Source organism: Leisingera sp. JC1 (assembly GCF_001679925.1).
Classification (GTDB): Bacteria; Pseudomonadota; Alphaproteobacteria; order Rhodobacterales; family Rhodobacteraceae; genus Leisingera.
The window spans coordinates 1-14,533 of record NZ_LYUZ01000111.1; the positions used below are offsets into that span (position 1 = coordinate 1).

14 protein-coding genes are annotated in these 14,533 nt (G+C 56.7%); 2 read left to right on the forward strand and 12 right to left on the reverse strand.

Going from position 1 to position 14,533, the window contains the following annotated elements; genetic code table 11:
• Positions 1 to 398: 398 nt before the first annotated feature.
• Both A9D60_RS17970 and A9D60_RS17975 read right to left on the reverse strand, forming a co-directional pair.
• On the reverse strand, positions 399 to 1,448 hold the full coding sequence (locus A9D60_RS17970; RefSeq protein ID WP_065268859.1) for a permease: 1,050 nt from the start codon (positions 1,446 to 1,448) through the stop codon (positions 399 to 401).
• Between the two features lie 55 nt (positions 1,449 to 1,503).
• Positions 1,504 to 1,821: an ArsR/SmtB family transcription factor gene (locus tag A9D60_RS17975; protein WP_065268860.1), complete on the reverse strand. Its 318-nt coding sequence runs from the start codon at positions 1,819 to 1,821 to the stop codon at positions 1,504 to 1,506.
• 339 nt (positions 1,822 to 2,160) lie between these two features.
• On the opposite strand from A9D60_RS17975, the gene A9D60_RS17980 reads away from it, so the two are divergent.
• Both A9D60_RS17980 and A9D60_RS17985 read left to right on the forward strand, forming a co-directional pair.
• Positions 2,161 to 3,084 carry an MBL fold metallo-hydrolase gene (locus tag A9D60_RS17980; protein WP_083194253.1) on the forward strand — a complete coding sequence of 308 codons (924 nt, stop codon included), beginning with the start codon at positions 2,161 to 2,163 and terminating at the stop codon, positions 3,082 to 3,084.
• Positions 3,084 to 4,028 carry an MBL fold metallo-hydrolase gene (locus A9D60_RS17985; protein WP_441295065.1) on the forward strand — a complete coding sequence of 315 codons (945 nt, stop codon included), beginning with the start codon at positions 3,084 to 3,086 and terminating at the stop codon, positions 4,026 to 4,028. Before A9D60_RS17980 ends, A9D60_RS17985 begins: the two co-directional genes overlap by 1 nt.
• 1 nt (position 4,029) lies before the next feature.
• Here A9D60_RS17985 and A9D60_RS17990 read toward each other — a convergent pair whose 3' ends face one another.
• The 10 genes from A9D60_RS17990 to soxZ all read right to left on the reverse strand — a co-directional run bounded on the left by A9D60_RS17990 (position 4,030) and on the right by soxZ (position 14,503).
• On the reverse strand, positions 4,030 to 5,088 hold the full coding sequence (locus tag A9D60_RS17990; RefSeq protein ID WP_368072353.1) for a YeeE/YedE family protein: 1,059 nt from the start codon (positions 5,086 to 5,088) through the stop codon (positions 4,030 to 4,032).
• Positions 5,089 to 5,140: 52 nt separating this feature from the next.
• On the reverse strand, positions 5,141 to 6,364 hold the full coding sequence (gene hemA / locus A9D60_RS17995) for a 5-aminolevulinate synthase (RefSeq protein ID WP_065268863.1): 1,224 nt from the start codon (positions 6,362 to 6,364) through the stop codon (positions 5,141 to 5,143).
• A gap of 1 nt (position 6,365) precedes the next feature.
• Positions 6,366 to 6,800 carry a DUF302 domain-containing protein gene (locus A9D60_RS18000; protein WP_065268864.1) on the reverse strand — a complete coding sequence of 145 codons (435 nt, stop codon included), beginning with the start codon at positions 6,798 to 6,800 and terminating at the stop codon, positions 6,366 to 6,368.
• A gap of 79 nt (positions 6,801 to 6,879) precedes the next feature.
• The gene (locus A9D60_RS18005; RefSeq protein ID WP_065268865.1) at positions 6,880 to 8,142 is read right to left on the reverse strand and encodes an NAD(P)/FAD-dependent oxidoreductase; all 1,263 of its coding nucleotides are present in this window, start codon (positions 8,140 to 8,142) and stop codon (positions 6,880 to 6,882) included.
• 24 nt (positions 8,143 to 8,166) lie between these two features.
• Entirely contained in the window at positions 8,167 to 8,874 is a 708-nt protein-coding gene (locus A9D60_RS18010; protein WP_065268866.1) for a c-type cytochrome, read from the reverse strand.
• A 2-nt stretch (positions 8,875 to 8,876) separates the two neighbouring features.
• Positions 8,877 to 10,202: a c-type cytochrome gene (locus tag A9D60_RS18015; protein ID WP_083194254.1), complete on the reverse strand. Its 1,326-nt coding sequence runs from the start codon at positions 10,200 to 10,202 to the stop codon at positions 8,877 to 8,879.
• The gene (gene soxC, locus A9D60_RS18020) at positions 10,186 to 11,448 is read right to left on the reverse strand and encodes a sulfite dehydrogenase (RefSeq protein ID WP_065268867.1); all 1,263 of its coding nucleotides are present in this window, start codon (positions 11,446 to 11,448) and stop codon (positions 10,186 to 10,188) included. Before soxC ends, A9D60_RS18015 begins: the two co-directional genes overlap by 17 nt.
• A gap of 24 nt (positions 11,449 to 11,472) precedes the next feature.
• Positions 11,473 to 13,170, reverse strand: coding sequence for a thiosulfohydrolase SoxB (soxB, locus tag A9D60_RS18025; protein ID WP_065268868.1), 1,698 nt, complete (start codon positions 13,168 to 13,170; stop codon positions 11,473 to 11,475).
• An 87-nt stretch (positions 13,171 to 13,257) separates the two neighbouring features.
• Positions 13,258 to 14,103: a sulfur oxidation c-type cytochrome SoxA gene (soxA, locus tag A9D60_RS18030; protein ID WP_065268869.1), complete on the reverse strand. Its 846-nt coding sequence runs from the start codon at positions 14,101 to 14,103 to the stop codon at positions 13,258 to 13,260.
• Positions 14,104 to 14,173: 70 nt separating this feature from the next.
• A complete protein-coding gene (soxZ, locus tag A9D60_RS18035) occupies positions 14,174 to 14,503 on the reverse strand; it encodes a thiosulfate oxidation carrier complex protein SoxZ (protein ID WP_065268870.1) in 330 nt (109 codons plus the stop codon).
• Positions 14,504 to 14,533 lie beyond the last annotated feature (30 nt).

The following is a 14,533-nucleotide window of genomic DNA, read 5'->3' on the forward strand; positions in this document are numbered from 1 at the left end:
CCCGCATCTTTCGTGCTCATGGCCTGTGCAGCGAACGGCAGTTGCTGCGATTGCATCCGCTCTGTGTTCTTCAGCTCGCATGCCGTTCGCACGTAATGTGATCCGGGGCGGATGATTGCAATCCCGTCGCACATAATCTGATCTCATTCGCAGATAATGTGAGTTTGGCACCCTGGATAGCGTCAAATAATTCGCGCGAGAATCCGGGATGTTTGCAATCCGAGCGCCGGATAAATGCAATTCACTACATGTAGCGCCTGTTTTCAGAAAGTCGCGCCTTCCCAGAAAACCAGTGTTGCGTGTCATAAGTTTTCTCTTTCTTTCAGCCTTGCGGGGGGCTTTACGCTTGATGCGTAGGGCCCGGCCCGAGCAGAGACGGCGCCCTAGCCGGTATTAGATCAGACTGCGTGCCAGAACTGGTAGAGCAGGCCCACGGCAAAGGCACCGGAGAGCGACAGGCCGAGGTAAAGGGCAAAGACCTTGGGTTTTGCCAGGGCCCAAACGGCCATGGCGGCAGGTATCGAGGTGACGCCACCGGCAACCAGGAAGGCAAGGCCAGCTCCGGGTGCCATGCCTTGCTCGATCAGACCACCGACCAGCGGCAGAGCGGCATAGCCATTCAGATAGGCAGGAACACCGACCAGCGTTGCGGTGACAATCGGCAGCAGGCCTTCACCGCCCAGCGTCGAGGTCACGGTCTCTGCCGGAACCCAGGCCAGCATCAGGCTTTCCAGGATGAAGGCCAGCAGCAGCCATTTGGCCAGAAACAGGGTTGTGGTCCAGCCGGTCGTGGCGAATTTTGCCCGGCGCTCCGACTCGTGCCAGAATTTCCAGACCACCGGCTTTGGCGCACGCATTTTCGAGCCGCCGCAGCCGCCGTTGCCGACACCGTCGCGCAGCGGGTCCTGCAGGGCGCCGCCGTGGCTCAGCAGATGGACTGTGATGCCGCCGAACAGACCCAAGCCAACGGCCGCAAGGGTTTTGGCGACTGCGAACTCGACACCCAGCACGCCGGCGGTCAGGAAGAACATTGACGGATCCATGATCGGCGAGGCCAGCCAGAACGCCATAACGGCGGACAGCGGCACACCCATAGACAAAAGCGCCGCAATCAGCGGGATCACTCCGCAGGAGCAGAACGGTGACAGTCCGCCAGCCAGTGCCCCAAGGGCGATCATCAGGAGCGGCGAGCCGGTAAAGGCCTTTGCCACCAGATTGTCCGCACCGGTTGCTCCGGCCCATGCTGCGACGGCAATGGAAAACAGCAGGTATGGCGCCGTATGGGCGAGGGCCGCACCCGCGAAGGTTGCGCTGCCTGCAGATTGCGCCGGATCGAACAGGGCCAGCAACAGAAGGATGGCCGCGGAGGCCGCCCAGACGCGCTGGTTCTTAGCGAACTGCCAGACGGCGTTGCCGGGCCTTGGGGTGTTTTCGGTTGTGCTAGTCATTTCTAAACCACCAGTTTTGTAGTTTCTTTTAATCCAAGAAAAGGCCGCCTGCGTCTCAAGCGGTCTCCTCCTTTGCCGTCAGAGTCACACCCGCGCAGCATTCCGACGTCAGAAAGTTCACGACAGACAGCATGACGGGATAGTCGACCCGGTTGAACACTTCGCGCCCGCGCTTTTCCTGCACCACTAGCCTCGCATCGACCAGCGTTGAAAGGTGATGTGCAAGGGTGGAGGCCGCCAAGCCCAGATGTTCGGCGATGTCGCCGACCCGCAGCCCGTCCTCCCCGGCTTTCACAAGCAGACGGAAGATGGCCAGGCGGGCGTCGTGACCGAGGGCGGCAAGAGCGCGTGCGTTAGAGCTCGAAATAGTCATCAGGAAAAAATAACTAAAAACCCGGTTTTGTCAATATGAGTCTGTGACATTCGCGCAGGCACTGAAGAGCAGCGGACCGGGCTTAGGTGAAAATGTGCAGGATTTCTGACTGCCTGTTAGGGTCTCCGAACCGGTCGTTCGCTTCAAGCGCACGATCCCGCACTCGTCAAATGTCGAAGCTGTGCGGCAAAGCCTTCGATTGCGGGCTGAAACATAAGGTTTCAAAGGTTGATGCCAGCGTTAGACCAAGTCGCACTATGATCTTTTGAAAAGCGGTTTTACGACTAACTCCTCTGTTTCGCTGTTTACAAATAAAAATATTCATTTTATTGATTTTGTATGGGCGGATATGAACTCTCACGACGCACTTTCTTGTATAACGCCGCGTGTTTTGCGGCACTTGGAGCTCAGACCAATGCGGTGCGGGCAGAGTTGCAACTCGGCCCATCAGCCCGGATTGCAACCTTGTCGGACGGGCATCTGACCTTGCCACCCGAGATGGTCTTCGGTTCCATGCCGAAAGACGAGCTTATACAGCTTTTGAACCGCAATCAGGTGGACGCGGCCAAGTACGAGCCAGAGTGCAACTTGGCACTCTACCGTGATGGTGAAAACACGGTGCTATTCGACGTGGGAGCCGGGCCAGATTTCATGCCGACATCCGGCAAGCTTCTGGAAACTATTGAAACAACCGGCCTGTCGCCCGAAGACGTGTCGCACGTGATCTTCACCCATGCGCACCCGGATCACGTCTGGGGCGTTTTGGATGACTTCGACGACCTGCTTTTCCCCAACGCGACACATCACTTTGGCCGTAAAGAGTGGGATTACTGGTGGAACCCTTCGACGGTGGATACGATAGGGGAAGATCGCGCTGCATTCGCTGTGGGCGCGAAGAGGCGGATGGCAGCCGTTGAGGATCAAGTCGCATTCTTTGATGACGGGCAAGAGATCCTTCCTGGTATTGCCGCCCGTGCAAGTTATGGGCACACACCTGGCCACATGGCGTTTGAAATTCGCAACGGAAGTGCATCCGTGATGCTGGTCGGTGACGCGTTGGGAAATCCGCACGTGGCTTTTGAACGGCCCGACTGGCACAGCGGTACGGATCAGGATCCTAAATCTGCCGCAGCAACCCGGAACTCGCTGTTGGATCAGATTTCCCACGAGCAAATGAAAATCATTGGTTTTCATCTGCCGAATGGTGGAATCGGCCGGGTCGAAAAGACTGGCTCTGCGTACAAATTCATTGGAGAACCATAATGATGCGATCGCTGGCTATTGCCTTGGCCTTGGCCGCACCAGCTTGGGCAAGCGAGGATATTGCAGACCAATACCCGCAAAGCGTTTTGTATTCCAAACCGGTCGAGTACATCCCTGGCGTCTACTCAGCCATTGGCGCAACTGCCCCGCCGACCTACGAAAATTCTGGTCACAACAACAACCTCAGTTTCATCGTAACCGGCGAGGGCGTGGTCGTCATAAATGGCGGCGCAGCCTATGTGCTGGCGCAAGCGCTTCACCGGGAAATTCAGGCAATCACTGATCAGCCAGTCAAGCTCGTCTTCAACGAGAATGGTCAGGGGCACGCGATGCTTGGCAACGCCTACTGGTCAGAGCTCGGCATTCCAATCATCGCCCATTCGGATGCGGCGGCTGAATTCGAGGAATACGGCCAGCAAATTCTGGAGGGAATGCAGCGGTACAATCAGGACAAGGCCGAAGGAACCTTCCTGGCTGGCCCGACCGAGACATTCGATAGTGAATACGTGGTCGAGATGGGCGAATTCCGGATTGAGGCGAGATACCTCGGGCCTGCCCACAGTCCCGGCGATATCTCGATCTGGTTGCCGAACCAAAGCTTGGTCATTGCGGGTGACATGGCGTTTCACGAGCGCATGCTGCCGATCTTTCAGGAGACCTATACGGCGGAATGGCTTGAAACCTGGGACAACGAGTTCGAGGCTTTAGGTGCCACGTATGTCATCCCCGGACACGGCCACCCGACGAACATGGATCAGGTACGCCGCTATACACGCGACTACCTGGTCTATCTGCGCGGTAAGATCCAAGAGCATATGGATGCGGGCGGCGATCTGGCTGAAGCGTACTATGTTGATCAATCTCCTTTTGCCCATCTGGACACGTTTGAGGAGCTGGCAACAAAAAATGCCGGGCGCGTTTTCGAACAGATGGAATTCGAGTAACTCAGGGATGCTGCGGAACCGGTATTCGCTTCAATAACCTATGCGTACTGATTGCCCCAACCCACATAAAGAAAACGGCGAGCCATGCGGTCAATGACAGGGCCGACCCTCCTGCAAGCCCTGCGCCCACAGCGCAACCTCCTGCCAGCATGGCCCCAAACCCCATGAGGACAGCTCCAACAAGGTAGCGTTCCATCGGAGTATCCGGGCCAAACCGTTCGATCCTCCACTCCCCTGCAACTATGGCTGCACCTGCGGCACCAATTGCTACGCCTGGAACAAGGCCGATACCGAAGGATAACACAACATTTCGCTCTGCAACCAACGCCATTAGTGTATCCGTAGCTGGTCCGGTAAACGTGACGGAAGATACCGGCACGACTTCAAAAGAAGCTTGCGCGATGGCAAATGTGATCAACCAGCCGAGCGCCACCGACACGCCAACCCCTGCGGCCGTTATGATCCTGGTAGGCGCGACTTTCCGGTAGAACGCGAACGCAATTGCCGACACCAATCCCAACGCTGCAACGGCTGAATATGCCGCTGGCGAAAATCTAAGTATTTCCGAAAGGTCTCTCGAAGCGCCTCCTGAGACAGTCCAGATCCCGGAAAGCAATTCGCGGGCAGGAGCAAGAACGCCCGTGTAAGCGGCCTGAGCCACCAAGGTTAAAACCAGTCCTGTAATCAGGGCGCGCAGGTTACCGCAGGAGGCCAACACCAACAGGCGAGATGCACACCCACGCGCCAGAACCATACCGACGCCGAACATTGCCCCACCAATCACCGCGCCGCTCAGGCTGCCCGCCGACGCGATTGCGCGTGCCTCGGAAAGGTCTAAAAACTCAAACGCAACCAGCGCCTGTACCAAGGTGAGCGCCGCAGTGAAGGCAATTAGCCAAACCGCCAGGCGGGGACCAAGCTCGCCTTCGGCGACTTCGACGGTCGACGCCCGCAGACAGAAGCGGGACTTCTGTGCCGCTGCGCCGAACAAGATACCGACGAGCGTACCGGCAAATGCCAAGGCGCCCGGGTCTCCCAACAGATCAATGAGCCCCTCCATGATCAGAAATTCTCACTTTGCTGCGTGTGCGTCCTTGTCTTCGGTCAAGTTGTCATTGCGCGGCCAATGGCATTCGCGCCAGTTTGCATTGCGTCCACAGTTCACCCAATGCAGCTACCAGCCGGTCCACGTCTTCAGGGGAATGCACTGGGGACGGTGTTATCCGCAGGCGTTCCCTACCCTTGGGAACGGTTGGAAAGTTGATCGGCTGGATGTAAATTCCATAGTCGCGCATCAGTACATCAGAGATGAAGCGGCACTTGACCGGATCGCCGACCATGACCGGAATGATGTGGCTTGGGTTCGGCGTATGCGGAATACCCAGACCGTCCAGCCTGTCTCGAACCTCGCGCACACGCTGCTGGAGCAGATTCCGCTCCATTTTGCTATGCTTCAGATGCCTTACCGAAGCCGCTGCACCTGCGGCCACGGCCGGAGGCAAGGCAGTGGTAAAGATAAACCCGCTGGCAAAGGACCGGACAAAATCGACAAGCTCTTTCGACGCCGCGATATATCCACCAATTACGCCGAATGCTTTGCCCAATGTCCCCTCGATGACAGTTAGCTGATCCATCAGGCCTTCGCGTTCGGCAATGCCACCGCCGCGCGGTCCATAAAGCCCTACGGCGTGAACCTCATCCAAATAGGTCATCGCGCCATAGCGGTCGGCCAGATCACAGATCTCGGCAATTGGTGCAATGTCGCCATCCATGGAATAGACGCTTTCGAACGCAATGAGCTTAGGTGCATTGGCTGGAAGTTCTGCAAGGAGCCTCTCAAGGTCCGCCACATCGTTGTGTTTCCAGATCCGCTTTTGACAACGGCTGTGCCGAATACCCTCGATCATCGAGGCGTGGTTCAACTCGTCAGACAGGACCGTGATGCCAGGAATGCGGGACGCCAAGGTTCCCAAGGCAGCCCAGTTCGACACGTAACCGGACGTAAACAGCAATGCCGCGTCTTTTCTGTGCAAATCAGCAAGTTCTTGTTCCAGCAAAACATGCTCGTGGGTCGTTCCAGAGATATTCCTGGTTCCACCCGCCCCTGCACCACACTCATCAATCACCTTGTGCATTGCTGCAAGAACACTTGGGTGCTGACCCATGCCAAGGTAATCATTTGAGCACCAGACAGTGACGTTCTCTGGACCATTTTCCGTGTAACTGAGCGCTGCCGGGAATTGACCGCACTGCCTTTCGAGATCCGCAAAGACCCGGTAGTTGCCGTCCTCTTGAAGCTGGCCGAGTTGATCGCGGAAAAACTGCTGATAGTTCATTTCAGTTGCCAACGGCTTCTTCTACAATCCCGGACAACAGGGTCTGGACCTTTTGCATTGGCCCGTCAGGATAGCTTCGGTATCCCACCATCACGCCATTGCCGTCTTCGGCGACAAAGATCCCGTAAGGGCAGAAGCCTATATTCATCGGGTCGGCTTCCATCACTTCGCGCGAGATTTTTGCCGAGCAGAAAATGAAGATGTCTGCGGCTGCAAATATCTGCTTGTCGCTGCCGACATCTGCGCCTGTTCGGTTCAGCATTTCGCCAACATGGCTCACATAGTCGATGACCAGCCCCTGCCCAATAATCGCGGACTCGACCGCGAAAGCGGCATCTTCAAAGCTGCCATCGAAGGGGGAGGTGATGACGTCCCCGCCAAGTGCCTGACTTGCAAAAACGGCGGAGAACGCGGTCGCTGCGATAAAGTGTTTCATGGTTTAGCCCACCTCCAGAACCGAATTTTCTCAGATTAAGTGCCGGAGGCTTTGACACCGGTCAAAACCCCAGCAATTCTCAGCCGAACATGTCTGAGGTGATCCCCGCATACCAACCCAGAGACTCCTCGTAAGTCGCCTTTCTCAAATCCGCATCTTCGCCTGTCTGACTGATGAAGCCATCCACCTTGGCGATCTTCTCAGGTGTCGCCTCATAGGTCGCGCCAACCTTTACACCGTCGTCGGTGTCGATAAGCGACCAGCACGTATTCGAGAACTTGGCCGGGAATACTTTTGACCCGGTCAACGCACCACGTACGGCGTTTGCACATACCTTTGCCTGACTGTTGGCCGAGAATCCGGATTTCGGCATGTCACCCTGCTGGCTGGCGTCACCAAGAACGTAGATGTCCGGATCGGCTTTGGAGGACATATCCGCGGCATTCACGGGTGCCCAATTACCATCGGTCACTCCTGCCATTTCCGCTATGCGGCCCGCTTTCATAGCAGGGATCACGTTGCAGACGTCGACCTTTGTCTCTTCGCCGTCGATGGTCACCGTCATTGCATCCGGGTTTACGGATACAGTACCGCCGCCGAAATCTTCGCCGATCCAGTCAACCATTCCCTCGTAGTGGTTGGCCCAACCCTCTTGGAACAATGACATCTTGGAAAACTTCGGTTTCGGGTCTGCCACGATGATCTTTGCTGTCGGGTTGTTCGCCTTCAGTACATGCGCAACCATTGAAACCCGCTCATAGGGTCCGGGTGGGCAACGGTACGGGTTCGGAGGGGCGACCATCGCAAAGGTACCGCCCTCGGGCATTGCCATGATTTGCGCTTTCAGTAGCTCGGTCTGGGATCCGGCTTTGTACGCATGCGGCATCTTGTTCTGCGATGAGATGTTCCAGCCCTCGACCGCGCCTTCGACAAAGTCGATACCCGGGCTCAGGATCAGCTTGTCATACGGAACGGACCCGCCGCCGGCCAAGGAAACCGTCTTGGCATCGCGGTCAACTCCTGTGGCCCAATCATGCACGACATTGATGCCATAGTTTGCAGCCAGCGTGCCATAGCTGTGGGCGATGTCCGATAGCTCCTGGAACCCTCCCAGATAAAGGTTTGAGAAGAAACAGGTGTAATAGACCCGCGACGGCTCGATCAGCGTCACGTCGACCTCACCCTTGCTGTCCTTTGCAATGTAACGCGCGGCAGTTGCACCGCCCGCTCCGCCGCCGACAACCACGACCCGGGGCTTGCCTTGAGCCAGCACCATTGGTGCTGACAGCCCTGCCGCCACCGCCCCGGTCGCTCCAAGAAATACTCGTCTATTGAGTGTCATCGCGTTTCCTCCCGTCAGGCTCTGTCATTGTGGATTATTGAAATAGGCGGCCAATGCCGCGATCTCGTCATTGCTCAGGCGTCCGGCGATCATTTGCATGACCGGATGCGGCCGCTGTTTGTCTTTGTAAGCGTGCATGGCGACTACGAAGTCTTCGTCAGGCCAATACACAATCGAAGGAATACCCTCATCGCCGCCTTCGATCTGGTGGCATGTTGTACATTCGCTGCTGAGATATGCGCCGTATTCAGGATCCCCCTGAATCGCCAAAATCGCAGGATCGACGGAGTGATCCGTGCCTGTCGCAGTGGGATCCGCTTCCGGGATATCCCGGGGGTTGTCAGAAAACTCTCGCAAATAGGCGATCACGTTGGCGCGGTCTTTCGGGTCTTTCAAACCGCGAAAGCTCATCCTGGTGCCTGACGCGAATGCACGAGGGTTTTCGATATATGCGGACAGAGTGTCAGCGTGCCATTCCAGACCCGAGTTTCCCGCGCGCGCAAGGCTCTTGGAATAGTTGAACCTGTCGAGCCCTGCGGCCTTCCGGCCAAAGATGCCATTCAGATGCGGCCCGATTTTGTTTTCGGCTCCTTCGCCGACCTGATGACACCCTTTGCATTTGGCGAACACAACCTTCCCTGCTTCGGGGTCGCCGAGGTCTTCGGCGGCGCGGGTCAATGGGGCGATCGAAACCAAAACCGTTGCACAGGTTAGAATGAACGACCGCCGCATGATCAGCTTCCGAACGACTTCAGGTAGACGATCACGGCTTCAATATCGTCTGGTTCCTTAAGTCCCGCGAAAGACATTCGCGTGCCTTTCATGTAGTCTTTGGGCTTTGTCAGAAAGGCCGCCATTTCTTCTTCGGTCCAAACAAGACCAGCCTCGGCAGCTGCTTTCATAGCCTTGGAGTATTTGAACCCTTCAACCGATCCTGCGCTGGCCCCGATAACCCCGTTCAGCGCCGGCCCGGTACCGTCCTTTGCACCGTCACCGACCTGATGGCAGGACTTGCACTTCTTGAAAACTTTTTCCCCGGCGGCGGCAAGGTCCGCCTGCTGGCCAGTCTCTCCGGTTTCTTGAACGGCCGGTGTTGCAGCGGCCTCTTCCCCGGGCTTTGGCGCTGCGGCTGGAATGAACGAGGACCCTGCCGCCGTAAACGTCGGCAACTCGTCCACGCCGGCTTCATTCATGACCGAGGTCGAACCGCCTTCTGGCGGCGTCTCAACCAGAAAGACAGAACGCATCGTAACGGCGGCCTCTGTTTTGCAKTTTTCCATGCAAGGCTCTTCCCGCCATTCCGCGTACTCTGTTTCGGGCCGGACATCGACGACAAAGCCATCCTTATTGTACATCTCGAAATCGGCGAAGTTTTCGTTGTTGAGAACGAAATCGTCGTCGACCAGATCATTGGAATAAAGGATGTAGGCGACAATTGCGTAGGTCTCATCCGCGGTAAGCGTGCCCGCTTCGCCAAATGGCATTGAGCGGGAAATGTAATCCCACGCAGTCGACAAATGCGGCCAATAGGACCCGACGGTTTTGACAGGGTCTTCGTCGGCGAGCGTGTCAAAACCACCAGCCAGAACAGGCCAATTGTCGGCACCTTCGGCAAACTCGCCATGACAGGACGCGCACCGGTCCACAAACACTTCTTCTCCAGTCCAAACGTCGCCCGACCCAACCGGCAAACCGCGCCCGTCAGGCAAGACGTCAACGTCCCAGGCCGCGATCTCTTCCTCCAGTGCAGCACGTCCAAGCCCATAAGTGCCATCGCGGCTGGGCGCGGGTGCGGTCAGGTTCGTACCATTTGCAACCCGTTCCGCAGCGGCAGCTTGAATTTCTTCGACTTTGAGTTCCAGTTCAGCTGCTCGGCTGGCCTCCGCCTGCGCCTTTTCCAGGGCGGATGCTGCATGCGCTTCAACCTGGCCTATCCGGGTTTCCAAAGTGTCTATCTTCGACTGGCCGTAATTCCGGTTCGCAATAGCCACCGCTGCCGCAAGCACCAAAGCTGTGCCGCCAAATGCGGGCAGGAAAACATGACTAAGAGACTTCGACATTCTCAGCGATCCCTTCTGCGCTCACGTACCAAGTCTGGATACAGTTGTTGTGATAGACCGCGTTTTCTCCGCGTTTTTCGCGCAGCTGGTCTTTGGTTGGCTGTACATAACCGGTCTCGTCTATCGCCCGGGCCTGCAAGAGCATCGGCGCCCCGTCCCAGTTCGTATCAAGATAGAAACGCGTCAAAGCCTTGCTGTCGCCCTGCTTGCCAAGACGCGCCGTCTCCCAGGTGATCCCGCCGTCCTTGGACACATCGACGCGCGTTATTTGACCGTGACCTGACCAGGCAAGTCCGGAAATGACCAGGGGACCCGGTCCGTGATTGATCGGCATTTGCGGACTTGGTGAGGTAATGACGGATTTCGCATCCATCACCCAGGTCCATTTCTGAGCCGTGCCATCAGCGTAAACATCAGTGTACTTTGATGTTTCTTCACGGCTTTCGACCGCCATATCGACCACTTCGATGCGGCGCAGCCACTTGACCCACATGTTTCCTTCCCAGCCCGGCACAACAAGGCGCACAGGGTACCCATGCTCCATGCGCAGTGCTTCACCATTTGCCTTGAAGGCCACCAGCACGTCATCCAACGCTTTTTCCATCGGGATAGAGCGGCCATTGGATGACGCGTCTGCGCCCTCTACATAGACCCATTTGTCAGGCGAGATATCAGCACCGGCTTCCTGCAACAGCGTCCGCAGCGGGACGCCGGTGTATTCCATGTTGTGAATCATGCCGTGCGTAAACTGGACGCCGTTGAGTTGCGCACCAGCCCACTCCATACCGGTGTTGGCCGCACATTCGCAGAAATACACATGATTTTCGCGCGGGAAACGCTCGATATCCTCGTAGGTAAAGACCAGCGGGCGATCAACCAGCCCATTGATCATCAGGCGGTAGTCTTCCTTGCGCAGCTCGATCGCGCCCGAATGATGGCGTTCGAAGGCGCACCCCTGTGGTGTGATTGTGCCGTCGAGCGCGTGGATCGGTGTAAAGTTGATCGACGAAATCGGAGAAGCGGTGAGCCATTCCACATTGCGGCGGACGACGTGGGATTCGAAGCGGATCGGCATGCCATAAGGTGTCTCATCGACACCGGCACCCGTGTAAGACGCCCAATCCTGAAGTTCCGTTATCAGTGGGTCGGGTGTGTCTGCCGCTGCTGCGCCCGCAACTGACCCTGCGGCGACCGCAGCGCTGCCTTTAAGGAAGGCGCGGCGGGACGGTTTGAACGCGTCATCCATATCTCTTAGGTCTCCATAGGTTTCTTAGGCGCCGATTACATCGACACTGGTGTTCTCTTGCACCGTGACGGTGCCAAGGTTGCGAATATGGTTTTCGACGACATCCCAGATCGGCGGACCTTCGGTGCCTTCGTTGACGCTGGCCCAACCGGCCACGACGTAGGTTTTCGACGGGTCAATCGCTTCACCTGTCTTGAGCAAGGTCATTTCGCTGATCCGCTGCCCTTGCGGTTTGGTCACGTCGATACGGTAGCCAAGGCCCCCAACACGGACCATATCGCCGCCCTGCTGATAGTAGGGGTCTGGATTGAACAGGTTGTCGCCGACATCCTCGAGGATCACATGGATGAATTCGCCCGTCATTTCTGTGCGATACGCATTCGGATACGACATCGAGGTGACGTTCCAGATGTCTTCGCGTGTTATCTCCTGCCCCGGCAGGATTGACGGCCCCCAACGAACGCCGGGCGACATCGCAATATCTGCCTCACGCTCATTGATCAGGGCATCGCAGATCAGGTCATCCCAAGTGCCGTTAAAGTTGCCGCGGCGGTAGAGCAACGAGTCCGTTTTGCCGATCACTTCACTTAGCGCCGCCTCATAAGGTGCGCGCTGATCGTTTATCAGGACAGTGATCGCAGGATCAGGAGCGATAACGTCAGAGAAGACCGGGATCAGCTTGTGCTTCAGCCCCATCATCTGCCCGTCCCGAACGTCCAGATCCACACGGCTGACGAACTTGCCGTTGGATCCCGACGCGATGATATGCGTTTTGCCCACCAGAACCGGCTCGGGCAGCGCGTCATGGGTATGGCCGCTGAGGATCACGTCTATCCCCTGAACCCGGCCTGCCATCTTCTTATCCACATCAAAGCCGTTGTGGCTCAGGACAACGACGACATCGGCGCCGGCATCGCGTACTTCATCGACCATTGCCTGCATGTTTTCATCCCGGATACCGAATGAGTATTCAGGGAACATCCAGCCCGGGTTCGCGATTGGCATGTATGGARACGCCTGCCCGATCACGGCGACTTTTGCACCGCCTCGATCAAAGAACTTGTAGGGCTGGAATAGTTCAGCAGGTTCATCCCACTCGGCATCAAAGATGTTTTGCCCCAAGGCTGCAAAGGGCAAACCTTCGACGATTTCGTTAACTCTGCCGCTGCCCAACGTGAACTCCCAATGGAAGGTCATTGCATCGGGTTTCAGCGCGTTCATGACGTTGACCATGTCCTGGCCGGCCGTCTGGTAGCAGGTGTAGGAACCGTGCCAGGTATCACCCCCGTCCAATAGAAGGGCATCAGGACGGTCAGCACGAATGGCGTTGATGACGGTTGACACCCGATCCAGGCCGCCGACCCGGCCGTAGGTTTTTGCCAGCGCTGCAAAATCACTGTAGGTCAGCGCGTAGGCCGACGGGCTGCCGTCCTCGATCCCATAGGCCTTGCGAAACGCGGCCCCCGTGACGTGCGGCATCTGTCCGCGCGCATCGCCAATACCAAGGTTTATCTCAGGTTCCCGGAAGAAAATCGGCTTGAGCTGCGCGTGAATGTCGGTGACATGGATCACGCTGATATTTCCGAAGGTCTCGAACTCCAGCAGTTGATCCTGCGTTAGGCTTTGCTGCGCAGCAAGCCTGGCCCAGTTGCCAAACCCGGACGCCCCGTACAGCGCCGAGGTTGCCATTGAAACCTGCAAAAAGTCACGTCGGGAAATCATCTATCAGCTTTCTTGTAACACATATAAATGTGTGAATGTCACATGGATGAAAAACCCGCGCGGAACATTGCCCACGCGGGTTGTTCGTTATTGACGTACTGCAGGGGTTTCGACTGAAAGCCCGTTGCCCCTAGAGGCAACATAGAGCTCCAGCGCACGGAACTCATCTGACCCTTCGGCGAAAGTCTCCGCCCGCGTATCGCGAATACAACCGCGAAAACGATTGTGGCGCGAGATCAGCTTGGCCTGTTTCAGACGATATGTCGGGAAACCGTTGATCATACCCTGGCTCAAGTGGTCGGCGCGGATCATGTTGCCCCAGTTGTCTTCATGACAATTGGCACAGCTCAGCTCCAGCTGACCGTAGCGGGTATAATACATCTCCTTGCCCTGCTCCCAATACGGGGCAGCATCACCATCAATCGCGACGTTCATCGGCATTCCGCGTGACTGCAGACCGATCAATGCGACCATCCCCTGCATGTCTCCACCAGACCATTTCCAGGCCTCAGCCTCCATGTGGTCCGTACGGCACTTGTTGATCAGATCTTCCATGACCACCAGCTTACCGCTTTCAGCATCCACCTTGGGCATGGACGCCTGCAGACCTTTAAAGCTTTCCACCCCGTCATGGCATGAGGCACAACTTTTACCAGCGGCACCATCAACCGTCTCAAAGAGGTCAGAGGCCTGGTCGACGAAAATCATTGCCGGATTGTCGAAATCATCGATCTGAAGCGCTTGCGTTTCATCCGTGCGGAAATGCCAACCCGAATAGATCGTATCCAAATTTTCCAGATGCGCCGGAGCTTCTGTGACCGAGGTCATGTCCAGCTCATCATTGATCACTAGATTGTCTTCATCCGGTCCAGCCATCGCTGCAGCCGGGAAAACCAGAATTGCCGCGATCGCCGTAAGAGACTTGGTATTCATTACGTTCCTCCCTTGGTGGATCAGTGCCGTTTCCTCCTACCAGCGCTGATCTGCCTTAGTGGTCGAGCCGTCAGGCGATCTCGATCGTTTTTTTCTCATCGTAGACAGAGCCGTCATCATCGTACCAGGTGAAGACAAACTCACCGGCCTCGGGCACTGTCGCTTCGAACTGAAAGTACGGATTGGTCGAAATCGCCGGCTCCATTGTCACATCAACCACCAGTTCCCCGTTAAACTCGCAGGTGAAACGGTTGATGATCGAACGCGGGATGACGTTGCCTTCTTTGTCTTTGCGCTGGCCGCTTTCCATCTTGTGGCTGATCAATGTCTTGATCGTGACGGCTTCACCAGCAGCGGCTGTCTTTGGAACCTTGACGCGGGGCTTTACACCGGATGCCATTGGTTAATCTCCTGTTCTTCGGGGCGCGCG

Bases quoted from the DNA above. Each gene is read 5' to 3' on its own strand.
- A9D60_RS17970 (WP_065268859.1), bottom strand. From the start codon at position 1,448: ATGACTAGCACAACCGAAAACACCCCAAGGCCCGGCAACGCCGTCTGG.
- A9D60_RS17975 (WP_065268860.1), bottom strand. From the start codon at position 1,821: ATGACTATTTCGAGCTCTAACGCACGCGCTCTTGCCGCCCTCGGTCAC.
- A9D60_RS17980 (WP_083194253.1), top strand. From the start codon at position 2,161: ATGGGCGGATATGAACTCTCACGACGCACTTTCTTGTATAACGCCGCG.
- A9D60_RS17985 (WP_441295065.1), top strand. From the start codon at position 3,084: ATGATGCGATCGCTGGCTATTGCCTTGGCCTTGGCCGCACCAGCTTGG.
- A9D60_RS17990 (WP_368072353.1), bottom strand. From the start codon at position 5,088: ATGGAGGGGCTCATTGATCTGTTGGGAGACCCGGGCGCCTTGGCATTT.
- hemA (WP_065268863.1), bottom strand. From the start codon at position 6,364: ATGAACTATCAGCAGTTTTTCCGCGATCAACTCGGCCAGCTTCAAGAG.
- A9D60_RS18000 (WP_065268864.1), bottom strand. From the start codon at position 6,800: ATGAAACACTTTATCGCAGCGACCGCGTTCTCCGCCGTTTTTGCAAGT.
- A9D60_RS18005 (WP_065268865.1), bottom strand. From the start codon at position 8,142: ATGACACTCAATAGACGAGTATTTCTTGGAGCGACCGGGGCGGTGGCG.
- A9D60_RS18010 (WP_065268866.1), bottom strand. From the start codon at position 8,874: ATGCGGCGGTCGTTCATTCTAACCTGTGCAACGGTTTTGGTTTCGATC.
- soxC (WP_065268867.1), bottom strand. From the start codon at position 11,448: ATGGATGACGCGTTCAAACCGTCCCGCCGCGCCTTCCTTAAAGGCAGC.
- soxA (WP_065268869.1), bottom strand. From the start codon at position 14,103: ATGAATACCAAGTCTCTTACGGCGATCGCGGCAATTCTGGTTTTCCCG.
- soxZ (WP_065268870.1), bottom strand. From the start codon at position 14,503: ATGGCATCCGGTGTAAAGCCCCGCGTCAAGGTTCCAAAGACAGCCGCT.